This is a genomic window from Ruminiclostridium papyrosolvens DSM 2782, from assembly GCF_029318685.1.
GTDB lineage: Bacteria > Bacillota > Clostridia > Acetivibrionales > DSM-1351 > Ruminiclostridium > Ruminiclostridium papyrosolvens.
Map to the genome: position 1 here is coordinate 3,738,139 of NZ_CP119677.1, position 20,995 is coordinate 3,759,133.

Annotated in this window: 18 protein-coding genes and 1 pseudogene; 3 read left to right on the forward strand and 16 right to left on the reverse strand. The window is 37.9% G+C overall.

Features of this window, described 5'->3' with window-relative positions:
- Positions 1-119: 119 nt before the first annotated feature.
- From P0092_RS16715 to trmB, 5 genes are read right to left on the reverse strand one after another with little or no spacing between them, the layout of a single operon-like run.
- A complete protein-coding gene (locus P0092_RS16715; protein ID WP_004616212.1) occupies positions 120-1,250 on the reverse strand; it encodes a family 8 glycosyl hydrolase in 1,131 nt (376 codons plus the stop codon).
- Between the two features lie 29 nt (positions 1,251-1,279).
- The gene (gene corA, locus P0092_RS16720; RefSeq protein WP_004616209.1) at positions 1,280-2,344 is read right to left on the reverse strand and encodes a magnesium/cobalt transporter CorA; all 1,065 of its coding nucleotides are present in this window, start codon (positions 2,342-2,344) and stop codon (positions 1,280-1,282) included.
- Positions 2,345-2,365: 21 nt separating this feature from the next.
- Positions 2,366-3,058, reverse strand: a complete 693-nt coding sequence (locus P0092_RS16725) for a helix-turn-helix domain-containing protein (protein WP_004616206.1) — start codon at positions 3,056-3,058, stop codon at positions 2,366-2,368.
- Between the two features lie 52 nt (positions 3,059-3,110).
- Positions 3,111-3,836 (reverse strand): class I SAM-dependent methyltransferase, encoded by a 726-nt coding sequence (locus tag P0092_RS16730; RefSeq protein WP_004616204.1) that lies wholly within the window; start codon positions 3,834-3,836, stop codon positions 3,111-3,113.
- 2 nt (positions 3,837-3,838) lie between these two features.
- Complete coding sequence (gene trmB, locus P0092_RS16735; protein WP_004616202.1) at positions 3,839-4,549, reverse strand: tRNA (guanosine(46)-N7)-methyltransferase TrmB; 711 nt, start codon at positions 4,547-4,549, stop codon at positions 3,839-3,841.
- A 297-nt stretch (positions 4,550-4,846) separates the two neighbouring features.
- Here trmB and P0092_RS16740 point away from each other — a divergent pair, with 297 nt between their 5' ends.
- Positions 4,847-5,692 carry an undecaprenyl-diphosphate phosphatase gene (locus P0092_RS16740; protein ID WP_004616201.1) on the forward strand — a complete coding sequence of 282 codons (846 nt, stop codon included), beginning with the start codon at positions 4,847-4,849 and terminating at the stop codon, positions 5,690-5,692.
- A gap of 135 nt (positions 5,693-5,827) precedes the next feature.
- On the opposite strand, the gene P0092_RS16745 is transcribed toward P0092_RS16740, so the two are convergent.
- Positions 5,828-5,965, reverse strand: coding sequence for a CPC_1213 family protein (locus P0092_RS16745; RefSeq protein ID WP_004616199.1), 138 nt, complete (start codon positions 5,963-5,965; stop codon positions 5,828-5,830).
- A 152-nt stretch (positions 5,966-6,117) separates the two neighbouring features.
- On the opposite strand from P0092_RS16745, the gene P0092_RS16750 reads away from it, so the two are divergent.
- Both P0092_RS16750 and P0092_RS16755 read left to right on the forward strand, forming a co-directional pair.
- The gene (locus P0092_RS16750; RefSeq protein ID WP_004616198.1) at positions 6,118-8,568 is read left to right on the forward strand and encodes a CoA-disulfide reductase; all 2,451 of its coding nucleotides are present in this window, start codon (positions 6,118-6,120) and stop codon (positions 8,566-8,568) included.
- A gap of 47 nt (positions 8,569-8,615) precedes the next feature.
- Entirely contained in the window at positions 8,616-8,906 is a 291-nt protein-coding gene (locus P0092_RS16755; RefSeq protein WP_004616196.1) for an ArsR/SmtB family transcription factor, read from the forward strand.
- A 70-nt stretch (positions 8,907-8,976) separates the two neighbouring features.
- Here P0092_RS16755 and P0092_RS16760 read toward each other — a convergent pair whose 3' ends face one another.
- From P0092_RS16760 to P0092_RS16805, 10 genes and pseudogenes are all read right to left on the reverse strand, one after another.
- The gene (locus tag P0092_RS16760; protein ID WP_004616194.1) at positions 8,977-10,065 is read right to left on the reverse strand and encodes a radical SAM/SPASM domain-containing protein; all 1,089 of its coding nucleotides are present in this window, start codon (positions 10,063-10,065) and stop codon (positions 8,977-8,979) included.
- A gap of 147 nt (positions 10,066-10,212) precedes the next feature.
- Positions 10,213-10,452, reverse strand: coding sequence for a hypothetical protein (locus P0092_RS16765; RefSeq protein WP_014314446.1), 240 nt, complete (start codon positions 10,450-10,452; stop codon positions 10,213-10,215).
- 69 nt (positions 10,453-10,521) lie between these two features.
- Positions 10,522-11,025 carry a methylated-DNA--[protein]-cysteine S-methyltransferase gene (locus P0092_RS16770; protein ID WP_004616189.1) on the reverse strand — a complete coding sequence of 168 codons (504 nt, stop codon included), beginning with the start codon at positions 11,023-11,025 and terminating at the stop codon, positions 10,522-10,524.
- A gap of 92 nt (positions 11,026-11,117) precedes the next feature.
- Positions 11,118-13,292, reverse strand: a pseudogene (locus P0092_RS16775) (beta-glucosidase).
- A 54-nt stretch (positions 13,293-13,346) separates the two neighbouring features.
- The gene (locus P0092_RS16780) at positions 13,347-14,366 is read right to left on the reverse strand and encodes an aldo/keto reductase (RefSeq protein ID WP_004616187.1); all 1,020 of its coding nucleotides are present in this window, start codon (positions 14,364-14,366) and stop codon (positions 13,347-13,349) included.
- A 33-nt stretch (positions 14,367-14,399) separates the two neighbouring features.
- Complete coding sequence (locus P0092_RS16785; RefSeq protein WP_276186978.1) at positions 14,400-15,971, reverse strand: response regulator; 1,572 nt, start codon at positions 15,969-15,971, stop codon at positions 14,400-14,402.
- Positions 15,961-17,724 (reverse strand): cache domain-containing sensor histidine kinase, encoded by a 1,764-nt coding sequence (locus tag P0092_RS16790; RefSeq protein ID WP_004616183.1) that lies wholly within the window; start codon positions 17,722-17,724, stop codon positions 15,961-15,963. The genes P0092_RS16785 and P0092_RS16790 overlap by 11 nt, the downstream gene beginning before the upstream one ends.
- Before the next feature lie 11 nt (positions 17,725-17,735).
- On the reverse strand, positions 17,736-19,034 hold the full coding sequence (locus tag P0092_RS16795; RefSeq protein WP_004616182.1) for an extracellular solute-binding protein: 1,299 nt from the start codon (positions 19,032-19,034) through the stop codon (positions 17,736-17,738).
- Positions 19,035-19,132: 98 nt separating this feature from the next.
- Positions 19,133-19,963 (reverse strand): carbohydrate ABC transporter permease, encoded by an 831-nt coding sequence (locus P0092_RS16800; RefSeq protein WP_004616180.1) that lies wholly within the window; start codon positions 19,961-19,963, stop codon positions 19,133-19,135.
- Positions 19,964-19,968: 5 nt separating this feature from the next.
- Positions 19,969-20,871, reverse strand: a complete 903-nt coding sequence (locus P0092_RS16805) for a carbohydrate ABC transporter permease (protein WP_004616178.1) — start codon at positions 20,869-20,871, stop codon at positions 19,969-19,971.
- Between the last annotated feature and the right edge of the window lie 124 nt (positions 20,872-20,995).

A 20,995-nucleotide genomic window follows, 5' to 3' on the forward strand; every position in this document is an offset into this window, starting at 1 on the left:
ATTATATCAATGATTGCTTCCAAGCTTCCATTGATACAATTTATACTCTCGTACAAGTTAAAAAGGATAGAACTTAATTTTGCGACAGTCCCATCTACACTTTTTACACATCTTAAAAACTATATATATATTCTGTATTTGCCTGCCAGCATCAGCAAGCTGAAAAAATAAAGACAGTTATCGTAATATCTGCGCTCTCCTTTTCTTAAAGGGAGTTCCCAGAAATCCTTGACCCACTGATGACGATATTTCCCTTTTGCCGCCAAGGAACCGGCAGCATTAGTTGCAATTATTGCAACCGGGTGCATGGCAGGCTCATCAAAAGGTTTTCCCGTAATAGTATAGGCCTTGTATTCGCCTAGTTTTGTATTTTCGCTGAAAAAGGCCTGCAATTTATCTACCGTTTCTCCCAGTGAATTATCCTTGTTGAACCAGGCAGCATCCAAACCTATATTCATTGCTACCCTATAGGCATCGGAATAAAATTCATAATCCCTGAACAGCAGCTTGGGAGTACCATCAAATTTTGCATACTCAGGAGCCATTCCGGTATCCTTGTTACATGACATATGCAGATATTTTCTGCTTTCTTCTGCGGCTTTTTTCCAAAAAGGCCTATCCTGTTCATCTGCTTTTAGTGCAAAAAGCTCGTAAAAATGAGGCAGATGATAAGATGGGTCTGAATAAGCCGCTTCCGGGACAAATTTGATGTAGTAGTTTGAATTGTCCCACATGGCTTTTCCGCCTTTAACAATTTCAGCCTGATGCAGGCAATGTCTCAAAATCTCTCTTGCCTGAGCACTGTAGTCAAAAGGCGGAATCCCGTCCCCCCATCTGCTGCTTGCAAAGAAAAGAGCCATTGCGAAATACTCTTCACCGTCAGGCGCAGGGCCATCATAATTCTTTGTGCCGTCAGTTGCCACAGACCATGCAAAATAACCCTGGTACTTACCCTTGGTATGTTGCATATATGTTTTTGAGAAAAGCCACAGTCTGTCAAATATGTCTTTTCTGTCCATCTGGACGGCCATCATCATGCCGTAACTCATTCCCTCAGTCCGTGCATCATTGTTGCCTGTATCCATTATGTACCCCATGTCTTTACCCATTTCAAAATAAAGCTTATCCTCGGGGTCAAAAAACATGGTATTGAAAGTTTCATCTATTTTCTTTTTGATTAATTCATGGGAAATACCTATTTCAGAAAACAAATCAGGATATTGTTTTGTATAGTATGCTCCGTCTGTCATTATGTAACCTCCTTCAATTTTTTTGTTTACTACCACCACTTTTTCTTTTTAAAATAATAAAGCATGAAGGCAACAATTGCAATCATCACTCCCCATAAAACAGGGTACATGTATGGCCAGCCCAGTTCGGGCATATTTCTGATATTCATGCCATATATACCTACAATAAAGGATAAGGGCATAAAGACAGTGGATATAATAGTTAGTACCTTCATTATTTCGTTCATGCGGTTACTGGTGCTTGAAAGATATATGTCCAACATACTTGAAAGTATATCTCTGATGGTTTCGGTCGTATCCATAGCCTGAACAACGTGATCATACAAATCTCTTATAAATATGTTAGTAGACTCATTTATAAGCTCACTCTCACCCCGTTCAAGGGAAGACAAAACATCTCTTAAGGGCCAGACAGCCTTGTGAAGGAATAGAACCTGCCTTTTTAGCTTATGTATGGTTTTAAGTGTCTTTGAAGTAGACTGTACTATCAGCTCATCCTCTGCAACCTCAATCTCTTCACTGAAGTCCTCCAGTACGGTAAAATAATTGTCCACAATTATATCCAGCAGACAATACATAAGGTAATCTGTGCCAAGCTTTCTTATTCTGCCTGCGCTAAGGCTTAAACGCTTAATTACCGGCGCAAAAATATCCGTATCCTTTTCACAAAAGGATATAACAAAATTCTTACCCAGAACAAGGCTGATTTGCTCTATGTCAAATTCACCGAGCTTCTTGTCATAGTTAAGCATCTTTGCACAAATGTACATATAGTCCTGGCTAAACTCGATTTTGGGACGTTGGTCGGTATTAAGAATATCCTCCATTACCAGTGGATGCAGACCGAATTTATCGCCTATTTGGGCCAGAACTTCAGTCTCATTCAAGCCTTCAATATTCAACCAAATCGCTTTTCCTTCAGATTGCTTTATTTCAGACAAATCTTTTGAAGAAATATTACTTTGATTGCAAGTATCTTCTCCGTACTCAATCCGGGTTATAACTGTGGTATCCCTTTTTTTGTCACCAATGTGAACAAGACTCCCCGGAGGAAGTCCTATTGTTTTTAAACGGGATTTAACAATTTTTTGCATAGTATAAACCCTCTGCTTTTCTTAAAGAATTACTTCCAGTTTTACCAGTCTGGCAACTATCTTGATTTCCTTAGTACTTACAGTCTCAGTTATAAGTGTTCCCCTATTGTAAACCAGAAGTAGCTTGTCTCCCTGAAGTTTCTTCACCTGTCTTACAGCTCTTTCTCCATTGTATTCAATAAGAAATATGCCGTCTTTATCTATCTGGTTTTCAAGAACACCGAAGGCTCTGTCCCCTTTAAATATCCTGAATCCTGCCATATCAGTGTCTTCTATATTCAGATAGAAGACCTTTTCCTTTGCATAACCCTCAACCTTGTTCTTTTCTATGGGAAGCAATTTTTTGTCTATAATCTTGTCCATTTTGTAGCCGTAAACAGGAACTGTTTTCAAAATATTTCCGAAAGCATCATCCCATACCTGTTGTACAGGTTCATTAGTGGCAACAGACGCCACTTTTTTAACAGGACGGACACTATCCTTATTTCCGGTACTCGGTGCGAACTTATCATCCGAAGCAAAAAGTCCTATAGGCCCAAGTTCAAAGTCAAGTGCTTTAGAAATCCTGCCAATCATGTCGTCACTAACTATTTTTTTACCTGATTCTATATCCAGTACAAAACTCTCTGAAACTCCCAATGCCTTTGCGAGCTGCTTTGGAGTCTTTCCTTTTTTTAACCTCACCTTATTTATTTCTTGGCCTATCCTGCTCATAAATAACAATCCCTTCCCCCGTTAAATTACATCACCATATACTAAGGACCTGCTATCTTGCCCAAAGTACCAACATAAATGAGTTATACTTGTCAAACTCATTCCCGCTAAAATCAGCAAAAAGCTTTACTCTTTTAAAGCCTGCATTCAAAACTGCTTCTACCAGTTCATCCTCTCTAAGGGGATAAAGAGGTATTTCATTTTCATATACCTCACCGTCAACGCTAAGACAAGTATTAAAATATATCCTGTTGCAGCTCCTGTCATATCTGTAGTTTCTCTCAAAAGTAAGTCCTGCATCTTTGTTTTCAATAGTCGGCAGACCTTTAATGTCTCTAAGTATTATTCTGTCAAAGTTTATTATCTGAAGCACGAGGTTGCCTTCTTTACCGGTCAATTTCTTTGCTGTCTTTACAAACTCCCTTATCTGCTCCAGATTTTCAAGATGCACTATTGAATTTCCAATGCAAAATACCAAATCAAAGCTATCAGAAATCTTATTCTGCAACTCAAGCATATTTCCCTGCATAAATTTTACTGATTGATTATTTTCCTTCGCCTTAACCTCAAGCCGGCGTACCATTTCTTTGTCTAAATCCACCGCCGTAACATTGTAGCCCCGTCTGTCCAGTTCAAGAGAGTACCCCCCTGTCCCACAAGCTATATCCAGTACTGATTTTGGCGGTTTCCCTGCAATCTCCTTGAGAAAATCAAGCTGCTCTTTTCCCGTCGGAAAAATGTAATCATAATATTTAGATATCTTTTCATAAAATGACATAGTTAATTTTCCTCTTTTGTATTTATATCACTGAAAGTAACTTCAGGTGTTTCCATTATATATTCTGCAATCAGGAATTTTATTAGAATTCCATCTTCAGAGAACATTATTTCATGTTCTGTAGGAACATTCTCCTCAAAACCACTTTCATGTAAATTCAAGGTCTTATATTTTATTATAAACCCATTTTCTTCAAAATATTTTACTGAATCTTCAAAAAGACCGTCGTCATCAGTCTTAAACCATATTTCCGCACCTTGCGCCATAAATTGCTTGTACTTTATAAGCTGTTTACCATGTGTCAGTCTTTTTTTCTTGTACGGAGTCTTAGGCCACGGATTACAGAAGTTAATATAAATCTTGTTAATTGCATCTGTTGTGTCCAGCATATTATCAATTAATTCAATATTCTGGGACATAAGCCTGATATTCTTTATTTCCTCAATACCTTTTTCATTATATTCCTTCTCAATCTTTCGCTTTGCCAGTCCAAGAACTTCACTTTTTATATCTACAGCAATATAGTTAATATTTTGATTGTCAGCAGCAAGCCTGGATATAAAACCTCCCTTGCCGCACCCCAGTTCCAGATGTATCGGATTATTGTTTCCAAAAACCTCCCTCCATCTGCCCTTATAACCGGGCGGATCCTTCACATAAAAATCACATGCCGCCAGTTCAGGTCTTGCCCATGGTTTTCTTCTAAGCCTCACAGTATACACTCCCGTTTTATAAAATAAATATATAAAAATATTTTACAGTCCTCACACCCCCCTGTCCATAATAATTTATACCCATTATGCCATAAATAAATTAAATTTTGTTATTTCCTATACAATTATATTGAAATGGGAACATTTCAGACAATGACATGTCTAAAATCGTAACATTAATTGTTATTACCCGGTGCCAAAGTTTGCTTGACTAACTTTGAGTATTTAAGTAACCTATATACAAAAGGCAATTGGCAGGAAATACATTATTAAATTAATCTGAAAAGGTGGTAGGAAATGGATACTTTGTTATTTGTGCTTAAATCAATAGTTCTGGGAATTGTTGAAGGTGTAACGGAATTTCTCCCTATTTCTTCAACAGGGCATTTGATTATATTTGAAAAGCTGATGAAATTTGAAAGTGTCAGCCCAAACTATGTTGAAATGTATACATATGTAATTCAGTTAGGTGCCATATTGGCAGTTGTTCTCTTATATTGGAAAAAGATAAGGGAAACTATTGTAAATTTCTTTCCTCAGAAGGTTGGGTATGAAAAGTCGGGTTTCAAATTCTGGTTTATGATTTTTATAGCGTGTATCCCCGGAGCAGCTGTTAAGCTTCTGCTGGATAAGCCTGTTGAAAAATATCTCATGTCTACCGTACCGGTAGCTATTGTTCTTATACTTGGCGGTTTTTGGATGATATATGCTGAAAAGAAGTTCAGAAACAACAATCTGGGTAAACAAAAGCTAAGCGTAACCCCAAAGCAAGCCTTGATAATTGGTGCTTTTCAGTGTCTGGCAATAATTCCGGGTATGTCCCGTTCCGCTTCAACAATAATAGGTGGATGGGTTGCAGGTCTTTCTACTGTCATAGCGGCAGAGTTTTCATTCTTCCTTGCCATTCCTGTTATGTTTGGGTACAGTCTATTGGAAATAATAAAAATAGGGGGCCTGACCTCACTTCCGGCGGCTGAGCTAATTTCTCTTGCAGTTGGGTTTGTTGTAGCGTTTTTAGTATCTGTGGCTGTAATCAGTCAGTTTATTTCTTATTTGAAAAGAAAGCCTCTCAAATCCTTTGCAATATACAGAATGATTTTTGCAGTTATAGTTTTAATAGCAGGCTTTATGGGATTCTTTTAAACAATGACATTTCAAAAGGTTGTCGCAAAACATATAGTTTTTTGTTTTAACACCTATACTCCCGTATAAAATTATATCAATGATTGCTTCCATTGATATAATTTTATACGGGAGTATAGTGAAGATTAAGCCTATTTATTCCGATACACGAGTTTCCTTACCAAATTTTGCTCTGGCACTTTCACCTTGAGGATCATGTTTTATATTTTTTGAGTGGAAAGCACCGTCTTCTTTCTGTTTATCACTTTTTTTATTTTTTTTATTACCGCTCATGTCATTACACTCCTTATACCTATTTTTTTAATCAGATATGCTTATTTTACCTGTAATTTACTTTAATATTCGTATAATTATTGACAGATGAGCAGCTTATATCGTATTATTTAAATATAATGATATTAAAATATTATAGGAGGTCTTAATATATGAGCAAAAAAGTGATAATAGTAGGCGGAGTTGCAGGAGGCGCAAGTGCTGCTGCAAGACTTAGAAGACTTGATGAAAACGCGGAAATCATACTTTTTGAGAAGGGACAGCATATTTCTTTTGCTAACTGTGGCCTTCCCTATTATGTTGGTGAAGTCATAACCCAGAAAGAGAATCTTATTGTAGTCACTCCCGAAAAAATGAAGGAACGTTTCGGAATAGATGTAAGAGTCAATAGTGAAGTTCTGAGAATCGACCCAGTAAATAAAATAGTTGAAGTTAAAGACCTTTCCGGAAACAGCACCTATACAGAGTCCTATGATAAACTTGTGTTATCTCCCGGTGCAGAGCCTATCAGGCCACAGCTTCCCGGAATTAATTCCTCAAGGATTTTCACTTTGAGAAATATACCTGATACATACAGTATCAAGGACTATGTGGATAAAATGAATCCTCGAAGAGCGGTAGTTGTAGGGGCAGGCTTTATAGGTCTTGAAATGGCAGAAAATCTCCATATGAGAGGAATTGACGTTTCAGTTGTAGAGCTGGCAGACCATGTTATCGGACCTATGGATTTTGATATGGCAGCCCTTGTCCATAACCATCTGAGGATGAAAAACGTTGAACTTATCCTAAAGGACGCAGTATCAGCCTTTGATGACAACGGAACTCATATAAACGTAATGCTTGCAAGCGGCAGAGCCATTAATGCCGATATGGTCATTATGGGAATTGGTGTTCGCCCCGATGTACGTCTGGCGGCAGATGCAGGACTTACTATCGGAAGTTCAGGCGGAATCAGCGTCAATGAATATCTTCAGACTTCTGACCCTGACATTTATGCTGTGGGAGATGCTGTACAGGTGAAGGATTTTATAAGCCAAAATCCTGCTCTTATTCCTCTGGCCGGGCCTGCAAATAAACAGGGTAGAATTGCCGCCGATAATATCTGCGGAGGTAATGAAAAATATGAAGGCACTCAGGGAACCTCTATTGTAAAAGTCTTTGATTTGACAGTTGCCATTACCGGTAACAGTGAGCGCTTACTGCAAAGAAACAATATTGAATATGAAAAATCCTTTACACATTCTGCCTCACACGCAAGTTATTACCCGGGAGGTATTCCCATGGCAATCAAGATTGTTTTTGAAAAAAACAACGGTAAGCTTTTGGGAGCGCAGATTGTAGGATATGACGGAGTAGATAAAAGAATTGATGTTCTCTCAACTGCCATAAGGGTAGGAATGACTGTATATGATTTAGAAAAGCTTGAATTGGCCTATGCTCCGCCATTCTCATCTGCTAAGGACCCTGTGAATATTGCAGGTTTCACTGCTTCAAATATTCTAAAGAACAAATGCAGTATTTTTCACTGGAATGAAGTTGACAGCATAAATAAAGATACCGGACTATTGTTGGATGTTAGAGAACATGCAGAGTATGAACTTGGAACCATAAAGGGTGCAGTTAACATTCCCTTGGATGAGCTTAGAAGCAGGCTTAATGAGCTGCCAAAGGACAAAACAATTTATGTATTCTGTCAGATTGGTTTAAGAGGCTATCTCGCAGCAAGAATATTGATGCAAAAGGGTTACAATGCAAAAAATCTCAGCGGAGGCCTGAAGACATATAAAATGGCTGTTGAAAAGCAGACAAATGAAGGTATATTTGAAAGCCATTTACCTCAGGAGCGTCACACTTTGGCAGAAAACCCTTCTTCCATAATTGAACTTGATGCATGTGGACTTCAATGCCCCGGCCCTATTATGAAAGTATTTGACACAATTAAGACTCTTAATGATAACGATATTATGGAAGTCAAAGCTACTGACCCGGCCTTTCAGGAGGATATTAAAACCTGGTGCAAATCCACCGGAAATGAACTTCTTGAGGTTAAATTTGAAAATAAAGCCTTTATTGCTAAAATAAAAAAAGGAGCAAAAGAGGATAATTCAATAGCAATGCAGTATAAAAACAGGAATAATAAATCAATGATTGTTTTCAGCAACGATCTTGATAAGGCTATAGCATCTTTTATTATAGCAAACGGAGCAGCTTCAATGGGAAGAAAGGTTACTATGTTTTTTACCTTTTGGGGACTTAATATCCTTAGAAAGCCCAAAAACTCCGGCATTGTAAAAAAAGACTTTATTTCCAGAATGTTTGGTGTTATGATGCCTAAGGGATCAGTTAAATTGTCACTGTCCAAAATGAATATGGCAGGCATGGGCCCAAAAATGATACGCTCTCTAATGAATAAAAAGAACATATATTCATTGGAAGAGCTTGTTGCTCAAGCCCAGAATAACGGAATTGAATTTGTAGCCTGCAATATGTCAATGGATATAATGGGTATTAAAAAAGAAGAACTTATTGAAGGAGTTACTATTGGAGGCGTGGCCTCATTCTTGGGTTCTGCCGAAGAATCTGATATGAGTTTGTTTATTTAGGGAATAATTTATATCAGGGCTATGCTTTAAAAAGGGGGATTACAATTTTGATAGACTTAAAAATTTATGAAAAGAAAGCCGATAAAATAAAAGCACTTGCTCATCCTCAAAGGCTGTGTATTGTAAAAGGCTTAATAGAAGGGGGCTGTAACGTAACCAAAATTCAGGAATGTCTTGGTCTTCCCCAGTCTACAGTATCACAGCACCTTGCAAAACTAAAGTCGGCAGGTATAATTGACGGAGAGCGAAAAGGGCTTGAAATTTGCTATCGTGTTATTGATGATGAAATTATCGACATTGTAAAAGTCCTTCTGAAAGATGAAATTGCTAAAGTCTAAAACTAAACAGCCATACAAACGAAGCAGTCTCTTCACATCATCAATATGAATGTGAAGAGACTTTTATTTATTATAAGCCCGTAAGTGCGTCTACTTCTGCTTTTTTCTCAAATAGCATGCAGCCTCCCTTGTGGTCGCCCATCAGCAGTCCTCCGCTGTCAAGTCTTAAGAACAATGGCGATTTCAAAGCGTCTTTAAGACTGACTTCCCCGAGGTTTGTATCTGATTGAGGCGAAAATGGGCATGGCTCTGCTCCACCATCAGAATTTATATGGAAAAAGCCTCTTCCTGCCGCCAAACAGCCTCCTGTTGCTTTTTCATCTCCCGGAAACGACAAAAACAGTATGTCCTTGTATTCCGACCGCAGCTCTTTAAGCCTTTCTGCCAGCGACTCACGTTCCTTTTCCGTTGGAGCGAGATAATATGTTCCTTCTTCTGCCGGAACATATTCCACGTAAAAAATTATTTTACATCCCATATTTGATAGAATATCAATAAATTTTTTATCAGAAACCTCCCCAACATTTTGTGTTGTTACCGTTACCGATGTCCCGTACACTATTCCATTGTCATTCAGTCTGCTCATTACTTCTAACAATGCTCTATATGTACCCTGTCCCCGTCTTTGATCAGTTTCCTCCTGATACCCTTCAATGCTTAATACAGGTAGCAAATTTCTATTTTTTTTGAACAAATCTATGTAAAAGTCATCTATTAGTAATCCGTTGGTAAATATGGGGAAAATTATATTTTTTCTGTCCGCAGCTTTTACAACCACATCTCTTCTCATCAAAGGCTCTCCTCCAGCCAAAAGTATAAAAGATATCCCCAAATCCTCAGCCTCACCAAATACTTCCTCCCACCTCTCCCATGTCAACTGACTGTTCCTCACTCCATCAGAGCAAGAATGCAACTCTCTTGCATAGCAACCGCTGCATCTTAAATTGCAGCTTTTAGTTATGCTTGCTATGAGGAATGGAGGAATATGAAGCCCTGCTTTTTCGCTTCTCTGTCGTTTTGCTGCTGCTTTTTTTGCAGTAAACATATATTTCATTAAAAAAGCTGTTTCCTTGGGGTTTTTTAAAGTTGACTTGATGGTATGGTTCACAATATTCTCTACGGTTCTGCTCATATATTCAGAAAGACTGCTGCTATCCATAAATTTCTCCTTGACCTTTCATATATAATATTTAGAATTTTATAAAAAAATATTATTATTATATATTTACGCACAAATAACGATTTTGTCTACAGAGAAATTAAACAAAGGGTAAACTCACTATTTTAATGGGTTTACCCTCTTTAGCTAATATACTTTTTTTGTATCATCATCTTTACGGGACTTTAATTCATGTTCCGTAAGCTCATCAACATAGGACTTCAAGAGAAATTCTTCTGCAATGCAACTTTGCTTATAATACCAATCCTTAACGGTTTTCTCAATCTCTTCATCCGTACCGTCAATTTTATAGGGATATACAGCAAGAAGCTGTCTGGTCTCCTTATCCCTTATCCCGACTTTTTCAGCGCCTTCGAATCTTCCCATAATAAGTATCCCCTCTTTAATATTTAATGTTAATTACTAAATAGGTTTACCTAGTTTATGTGATTAAATTCAAATTTTTGATTTTTCTATTTCAAGAAGCTTTTGCTTTATTTCCAGACCGCCTCTATACCCTGTGAGATTTCCGCTTGTACCTACTACACGATGACATGGTATAAATATGGGAATTGGATTTTTATTATTGGCCATTCCTACAGCCCGGCATGCCTTTGGATTTCCTGCCGCCTCTGCAATCTGTTTGTAGCTTTTTGTAGCTCCATATGGTATTGTAATCAGACAATTCCAAACGGCTTTCATAAAATCTGTTCCTTTTGGGGCCAGCGGTAAATCAAACTCTGTTCTTTTACCTTTCAGATACTCATCAAGCTGCTTAGCCGCATCTGTCAAAAGTACTGTTTCTTTTAAGTCGAATCCTGACTGTTGAAGGAACTTATTTTTGTCTGAAACAACCTCCATATTGAAATCTGTTTCAAAAAATACGTTGGTTATTCTGTGACTTTCTTCTGCAATGCCTATTGACCCTATTTGTGTTTCAAAAAAGTATACGTTTTTCATAGTATTTCTTCCTTTTCCTGAGATAATTTACCGGCTAATTATAAAGGCATTACCGTTTGTTATCGGTAATGCCTTATAACTAATACATACATTTATTTTAAATCAAAATCAGCTTTAAGTAAATCCTTGCAGGCAGAAGATGCACCAATTAATGCAACATAACCTATATCCTCAACCACCCACTGATTCGATTCGGTACAATAGTAAGCAAGGTCATCCTTATTTATCTCAATTACCACAGTCTTTTTCTCTCACGGCTCAAGATGAATTTTAGTGAAGCCTTTAAGATCCTTTACGTGGCGTTCAACCTTTGAAGCCCTGTAGCCAATATACAGTTGTACAACTTCGTCTCCGGCCATTTTTCCCGTATTGGATACGTCAACCGAAACAGAAATTGTGTCACCCTTCTTGGATACTTTAGGATTACTGTAACTGTAAGTTGTATAACTTTGTCCAAAGCCAAAAGGATACGACACTGGGTACTTTTCTTTATCTGCAAGGAAGTAACCATGATAATAGTCATATACAATTGAAGTTGCATCTATATCGTAGTAAGGCAATTGCTGCGGAGTTGCAGGTACTGTGACGGGCAGCTTGGCAGATGGATTCACTTTTCCGAAAAGTATATTTGCCAGAGCAGTTCCGCCTTCCATACCGGGATACCATTGAATAAGAATAGCCTTTGCAAGATTTTTCCAAGGTTCAACTATAATAGTACTTCCACCTTGTAAAACCACAATTACGTTTTTATTTACCTTTGCTACAGTCTCAATAAGATCTTCATCTTCAGGATGTAACCCCAGATACTTCCTGTCCCCTCCGATATCACCGCCATTTGTAATAAACTCTCCCTCATCAACAGATGTTAACCCTGCCACAATAATAACTGCATCTGCATCCTTTGACAGTTCCTGCGCCTGATGGGGTGTTCTTCCGTCTGCATACTTAACTTCTGTTCCGCTTCCTGCCTCATTTATAATCCCCTGAAGCGGTGTTATGACATAAGGAGGGAATACGGCACTGCTTCCCTTTAAATCACCTGTATTAGGCTCAACTGCCAGTCTTCCGACAACTGTAATTTTCTTAACCTTAGCCTTTTCAAGTGGAAGTATACCTTCATTTTTAAGCAGTACCGTGGATTTTTCAGAGACTTCCCGAGCCAACTGCGCATGTTCCTTACTTCCCATTTTCTCAGGTGAATATTGTGCCTTATCTCCAACAAAGGAGAATCTGATTTTTTCTCTCAATATTCTCTTTACTGCTGCATCTATCTTGCTTTCATCTACTTTTCCGTCTTTGACAACTTCGACAAGCCTTTTCCCAAAGAACTGTGTTGCATACATCTCCATGCATTGTCCGCCGTTTGCTGCATCTACGGTATCTCTTACACCCCAGATGAAGTCAGACATTACGAATCCTTTGAAACCCCATTCTCCATTTAGAATCTGATTCAGCAGGTAGTCATGGTGACCGCACCACTCACCTCTTACACGGTTATATGAACTCATTATTGCTGCCGCACCTGCATCTACACAGTCTTTGAAATGAGGAAGGTATATCTCCCGCAGAGTTCTTTCATCCATTTCAACACTGACTTTAAAACGTGCATTTTCCATACTGTTGGCAACATAGTGCTTTATACATGCCATCATATGTTTTTGAACACCCTTTGTTAAAGCAGCACCCATTTTACCTAAAAGAACAGTATCCTCACCATATGTTTCCTGAGCACGGCCCCATGCAGGATGGCGAAGGAGATTTATACATACTCCTGCAAAAAAGTTTGCGCCCCCTGAGCGGCCTTCTATACCTATTACATTTCCCACACGTTCCTCAAGTTCAGTATCCCAGGTTGAACCACGAGCAATTGATACCGGAAAAGCCGTGGCATTATAACTCATAACCACACCTGTAGGCCCGTCCGTAAATTTAACGGCAGGAATATTCAATTCCAAGTCTTCACCTGCGTAGTATGGAATGAAGTTATATCTTGGCGGGTTTAAAGGTGCATACCTTGCGTCGTTATCACATGACATCTGGTAAACCTTCTGCTCCAGAGTCATTTCAGCTAAAACCTCTTCAGCCAGTTTGTCAATTTCACTCTCTGACATCTCCGGAAGATTTTCAAAACGTCCCCATTCGGTATCCAGATGTTTTATAGGATTTTCTTCCAATTCCTTTCTGATAATTCTTTCAAATTCTTTTTTTTCTTCCCTTGGAAGACGGAAGAATTCATCACAGTGAAAAATTCGAGTGTTAACAGCCATAGTTTAATCTCCTTTTATTAATATAATGTTTACTGCGAATGTAATGTTTATTCTTTATTTATGTTTGGCATAAAACTCGTTGTAATCCTGTAACTGCAGCTTAAGAAGATTTGGAGTATCAATGCTGTATGGGCAGTGGTTTTTACATTGTCCGCATTCAATACATTTATTTATAAGTTCCATCTTTTCTTTAAACTCATCGCTTAGAAACGGTTGGTAAGGTGCTCTCCGCATAAGTAATGATATTCGTGCCTGAGTAGGAATCTCAATTCCAACAGGACAAGGCATACAGTATCCACAGGCCCTGCAGAAATTCCCTGCCAGTTCTGTACGGTCTTTTTTTATGACTTCCCATAATTCATCAGTCAACTCGGGAGGGTTCTTTTCTAATTGGAGAAATTCATCAAGCTCGGCTTCCCTTTGTATCCCCCAAATTGGAACAACATTATCAAACTGTCTTAAAAAAGCAAAAGTGGATGCCGAATTTGTAATCAACCCCCCTGACATAGCTTTCATGGCTATCAGGCCAACATCCTTCTTCTTGCATATCTCAATCAGTTCAAGATCAATATCCGAAGAAATAGAGTTAAGTGGAAACTGCATTGTGTCATACAAACCCGATTCAACTGCTTGTATTGCAGTTTTTATCCTGTGGTTTGTAATTCCTACAAAACGCACCATACCCTTCTTTTTAGCTTCAATCATACCTGCGTATGAGCTTTCCGGGTCCTCCGGGTCCGGCAGAACCCCGGGGTTATGTAGCTGAAGTATATCAACATAATCTGTTTTCATATTTTTTAAGCTGGTTTCAAGGTGCTCAAGCAGTGTCTTTCTGTCTGTTGCAACGCTTTTTGTTGCAATTATTATATCTTTTCTTATATCAGAAAAAGCATATCCAAGCTTCTCCTCACTATCAGTGTACATACGGGCAGTATCATAAAAATTAATACCGCCCTTGTAAGCCTTTAAAAGAATTTTTTTAGCTTCATCAAATGAAATTCTCTGTATGGGAAGTGCTCCAAAACTGCTTCTTGTAACCATCAGGCCTGTCCGACCCAATCTTGTTTTCTGCATGTAAACCTCCGTAAATTGTTCGTGTATTATTTGTCATATCTCAGGATTGTTCTGCCTGTCCCTGAATTCTGTGGGGGATAGACCGGTATTCTTTTTAAATGCCAGAGAAAAATAATTCGTATCATGATATCCTACCTGTTCAGCAACCTCATAGGTTTTAAGTCTTGAAACAGTCAGAAGATGTTTTGCTTTTTCGATACGTTTACGAGTAATATATTCGTTGCAGCCCTCTCCCATCTCCTTCTTGAAAAGTCTGGAGAAATAATTTCTTGCAACATGGAACTGTTCCGCCAACGTAAATACAGTCAAATCCTCCGTAAGTCTTTGGTTTATGAATAAAGTTGCCGCCTCTATTATCTCATGCATTTGCTTCTTATTAGTATACATCAGTTTTACGATAAACATTTCGGTAAATACACAGCAATTTTCTAAATCATTGGTTTGTAGTGTTGTAATCAAGGTTTCTAGCCTGCCATCTGCCGGATTTCCTGTGGTTTTAAGGTATTCCCAATAAAACGCAGATGCCAAATCGTAAAACTTTTGCTCGGCTATAGACTTTGTAACTCCTGATATTTTAACTTCATTTATGTACTTTTTAAGATATTCCTTTGCTGCTTCAGTATCATGAAAGCTGGAAAGTACCTTTTCTTTCAGAACTAAAAGCTTATCCTTTTTGCTTTGGTATTCATTACCAAGCTTGGTATTATTAATACCGCACTTTCCCCTTGCTTTTTCATAGGAATATTTTATCCGTGACATGTTAGGAACTACGGGGCCTATACCGACCTCCATTTCCACATCAAATTCCACATTAATAATTTCCTGCAATTTTGAAATTTGTTCTTCGGCATTCTCAGATTTTTTGTCTACATAGAATATAACAACTATATCTCCGTCAGAATTTTGAAAAGTCCAGCCCGAATTTTTTGCATCTACCATGTCAATAAAGAAACTCTTTACTGACAGCATAAGCAAATTCCTATGCTGATTCCATATACTATTCTCAGATATTTCAGGAGTAAGTACTGCAACCTGATATTCACAGTTATCCTCAAATTTTATACCTTCCGGGACTTCAATAGCATAAGCGTTGTCAACTGCTTTTTCAGTAAGCTTAATCAGCGACTTTTCAAACTCTCTCTGATTTTCAATCATTCTTTTACGGCTCATAATACTATTTTCAACTGCAGATTGTATTTCAGACTGAATATTGTCTATTTGTAGTTTTATACACTTAATAAGGCTGCTTTCATCTACCGGCTTGAGTATAAAGTCCTTAACACCAAGGGAACAGCTTTTTTGTGCATATTTAAAGTCATCATAGCCTGTCAGGACTATTACTTTTAGGTCAGGCACCTTTTCAAGCATAATTTTAGTCATTTCAAGCCCGTCCATTTCAGGCATGCAAATGTCCGTGAGCATTATATCTGGTTTGGTGTCCTGTGCTATTTTCAGGGCTTCCTTTGCGCACGATGCTGTCAGAACATCGCTTACTCCTAAATTTGACCACGGTATCATATTGTAAAGACCATTTCGTATTATACTTTCGTCATCTACAATCAACACTTTGTACAAATTCATCACCCACTGTTCTTTATATTTCACTTCGAAGTCTGACGTTAACGGTTACTCCGCCATACTCATTACTTTCGTAATACAGTCCGTAGGGGCTGCCAAGAAATAGTTTGATTCTCTGGTGTACATTTCTGACACCATAACCCACACTTGGATCATTATCCTCCAAGGTCTGGTTTAACCTGCTGATTTGCTCTGCTGTCATTCCGGTACCATTATCAATAGTTTTAACAATAATGTCGTTTCCGTCTCTTTCAGCAGTTATTTTAATGAACCCCTTTGCTTCCCTACCTCTTAATCCATGATATATTGCATTTTCAACCAAGGGCTGTAAAGTCATTTTGGGGATATTTATGTCATAAAATTCTTCAGGAATATCAATATAGCTTTCCATTTTTTCTTTATATCGTATTTCCTGAATGGTCATATAATTATCCACATGCTCTGCTTCATTTTTTAAAGAAATAATTGCTTCTCCCTTACTAAGGCTGATTCTGTAGAAGCCGGCTAGGGCTTTCACCATAGTAGAGATTTCATGGTGTCCGCATAGCAGCGCCTGCCAATGAATTGACTCCAGCGTATTGTAAAGAAAATGGGGATTAATCTGAGACTGCAAAGCCTTAAACTCTATTTCCTTTAATTGCCGCTGTTCCTCATATATCTTTTTCATTAATTCATCTATATGCTCAACCATTATATTAAAACCCTGCGAAACCTGCTGAAAATCAGGTCCGTAAGTGGGCAGACTTATTCTCGTTTCCATGTCTCCCGCTGACACTCTTGACATTCTGTATATAAGTTCATCAAAGGGTTTAAATAAATGCTTGCTGAAGCCATAAGAGATAAAAATACCAACTATAAATGATAATATGACTATAATAAAAATTGCCAAAAGCATAACATTATTATCACGAAGGAGATAACTAATAGGCAAGGTACCTACAACGTACCAGTCCCAATCTTTTACATATTTGTAAACCACCAACTTTCCATTTATCTCCTTTGAGCCGTCCTGTTTGTGAACTATGTTTTTTAGTCCCGCATCGGCATATATCCTGTTTTTATTCATATGAGATATTATCATGCCGTTTCCGTCCATGATAAAGGTTTCCAGCGGAAGATTTGTATTTGAGTGTGAATAGAATCTGGCGACAACATCCTCTGAAACGGATATACCCAGAATCCCTATAGGCTGTCTTATTCTATATATATCAAATATAGGCCGATAAACGGATAGTGTATATTCTTTATTTATAACAGGGTCTTTCCTGAAACTTGTTCTCATTGGACTACCTGTTACATCGGGTTTGGATAAATATCCTATACCCGTTGAAAAGTCAGACTTATTTCCAGCTTTTGTGGGTCCAAGATATAACTCTTTACCATTGAGAAGTTTATAAACATATACGTACAGTATATTTCTTTTTGAACCAAGTATGTTTGACATCAACTTGTATACATCGTCAACCTTTTCAGTAAACTCCAGATTATCTTTATCAGCGTTCGACAGATATTCCTGAAGACTCTTATCATTAATAATGTTATCCGGTGTACTCTCAATATTTTTAAGATAGTCCTCCAGGTTCAGTGTGTTCTGCTCCAGTTGCTGCATTGTCATGTTCTTTGCCTGCTCTTTTATTGAGCGACTTGTAATTGTATATGAGAAAGCAACTATAATCAAAACTGTGATACATATCGTTATTACAATAAAATACGTAATTTTTGATCGGAATGTCAAATTTCTTATTGTTTTTTTTACTGACTGTAACAACCAATTTTTCATATCCTCACCTGTTACTGATTATAGTATTGTTTAGTAATCTTTTCCAATTGCTCAGCAGCTTTTTTGGGATCTTCACCTCCGAATATACGTCGGGAAAGGGTTAAATGAGCTTCCGACAGTTTCGGAGGAAGGTACTGGTCATACCAGAATTGAACATTTGGAGAGTGATTTATATAATCCAATATTTCATTAATCAAAGGATTTTCTATATCCAGATCCTTGACAGGCGGTATTTTCCCTGCAACTATACGCTTCTTTACTGCAGTATCATCAATTAAGTACTTTATAAGCTCAAAGGCTTTATCAGGATATTCGCAGGAACTGGCAACGGAGTAATAATTGTCTCCCAGTGTTCCTATAGTATTACGGGGATCACCTTTTCCCCCTGTAATAGAAGGGAATGGAAATACTCCTATCTTATCAACAAAATCAGGTTTTTCATACCTGACATTGCTTATAAACCAACTACCCGCCAATGACATACACGCTGAATTATTATACAAAAGATTTCTGGAATCCCCGGCATCTTCATCCATCCAGTTGAAGCCCTTTGGGAAAGCCCCCATGTTTACAAGCTCCTGCACCATTTTTCCGGCCTTGACAAATACATCGTTATCAAAGGAGCCCTTATTTTTTCTGTTTGCTGCATTGTCGAAAACGGATGGCCCACCAAGTCTGTCTACAAAATACATGTAGAACATGGACCCCGTCCAAGCGGTCCTGTTTGCAAGTGCAAATGGGATATACTGATGTTGTTTAAGTTTAATTATTATGTCCTTGAGCTCATCAAAAGTCTTTGGTTCAGATAACTTCAAGGCATTAAAAATGTCTTTGTTATAAAATATGAGTGCAATTGCCATGTTTTCAACAGGAACACCCCATATTCCATTATCATCGGTAACCATCTTTAACGCCTTGTCATTAAACTTATAACTGTAATTGTCAGCCTTCATATATTTTTCAAGATTTACTACTCCACCAATACTTATATATTGCTTTAAAATTCCACCGGACCAGGTGGGAAAAACGTCCGGCATTTGATTAGTTGCCACACAAACAGACAGCCTGTTCTTGTACAAGTCGTTGGGTATGAGTTCATGTACTACCTCAAAATTACTGTTATCCTTTTCAAATCTGTACACAGAATCAGCAATTACCTGATTTACAGATGAATCCCCCTGTATGGTATATAAAGTCAATTGTTTTTTAGAAGGGTTTGTCTTAACCAGCACGTTATCTCCGTCATAAAAGCACCCGGATATAATTAGTACAATCATCAGTATAATAAGGGCTTTAAATATTTTTTTCATATTATACCTCATTAGTTAATTTATAGCCTTATTATATACCATCTGGAGGTTTCTGTCTGTAGAAAACTACTGTAACTTTACCTTGTATATTGTAAGCTCTATCCTTTGACTGCACCAGCCATCATTCCCTTTATTAGTTTATCCTGACCAATGGCAAAAGCAAGAATCATAGGCAATGCGCATAAGGTCAAAACAGCCATAATCATTGGTATATTAGCATTATACTGACCCTGATACTCCCATATTGACAGAGGAAGCGTACGGCTTTTTTGTGATTGAGTAAGTACAAGTGCAAAGCTGAACTCATTCCACATGTTAACACTGTTGTATATGGCAAGCGTTGCAAGTCCCGGCTTTGAAAGAGGAGCTATAATACTGAAGAAGGTGCGATACTTACCGCATCCGTCAATTTCGGCGGATTCTTCCAGTTCTTTTGGAATTTGTGCCATAAAACCTGTAAGTATAAACACCGATATTGGCAGATTAAAAGCTGTATATGGACCAATAAGTGCAAATACTGTATCATACAGATTCATTTTTTGGGTAAGCTGGAATACCGGAATCAAAGTTACATGTATAGGTACAGCCATTGCAGCAACTATTATTCCGAAAAGAGGCTTGTTAAGTTTAAATTTAAATCTTGAAAAAGGATATGAAGCAAACAGCGATGTAAATAATATCAATACTAATGATACTCCAACTACAAATATACTATTAAACAGGTACTTGTAAAAATCACCTTCAATAACCTTGTTAAAGTTCTGCAAATACAGGCCTTTAGGCATTGCAAAAACTCCTGATGTAAATATTTCAAACTGTTCTTTGAAGGCGGACGCCACCATAAAGTAGAAAGGAGCACCTGCAATTGCAAGCCATATCAAAGCCAGTAAGGCAACGACTATTTTTCCGACTTTAAATTTCTTTTTCATGTGCATCAGGCCTCCTCTTTTCCGTTTATGACTCTTAGTGTTACCAAGGAAATAACGGTAATTATTATAAACATTCCGGATGCTACTGTGGCACCGTAACCCATTTTACCAATGGTAAATGCATTCTTATACATGTACGTCGCCATGAGTTCTGTAGCCCCGTCAGGACCGCCTTGTGTCATAACGTAAATCAAATCGAAATATTTCAGAGAACCTACCAGTGACAGTACAGCTGCGCTTTTAATAGTTCCCTTCATTGACGGTAAAGCAACCCTCCAAAAATATTGTCCGTGGGATGCACCATCAATAATTGATGCTTCATATATTTCAACCGGCAACGAACTTAATGCCGCCAGAAAGTAAACCATGTAAAAAGGTATAAACTGCCAGCAAATAACTGCTATTACACCAAAAATAGCTCTATGGGGGTCTCCCAGCACATCAATCATTCCCTGTCCGCCTAACATAGTGTCAACTGCGCTGATTAGACCGAACTGAGGGTCATATGTATACTTGAATAAGAATCCAACTGCTACTGATGACATTAGCATTGGAAGAAAATATATCATTTTAAGGAAATTGAGTTTCTTTCCTCCCGTATCAAGAAGAAAAGCAATAGCCATTGCTATAGGGAGCTGAATTACAATGGACAATACCACTATAATCATGTTATTTAAAAAAGCTTTAAAAAAGATTTTATCTCCCAGCAGAGTCTTCCAGTTTTCAAGTCCCAAGAAAGTTTTTCCGGAAGTAATGCCGTTCCATTCATGGAAACTCAGCCAAAACGAATCTATTATAGGATATATAATAAAAATAAGAATAAAAAAGAATACGGGCAGAAGAAATACTGTTGTGGCTGTTAACGTACTCTTTTTTCTGTATTCTGATAATGAGCGGGTAGTTTGCATTATATCTTCCCCTTCCTGAATTGCGTTGATTTTATAGAAATAAGGATTATATATCTTTTTTTCTTACGTTAAGTTTATCCGTATAAGTTGATTGGGTACCTGTAAGAGAAAGTACCCAATCGTC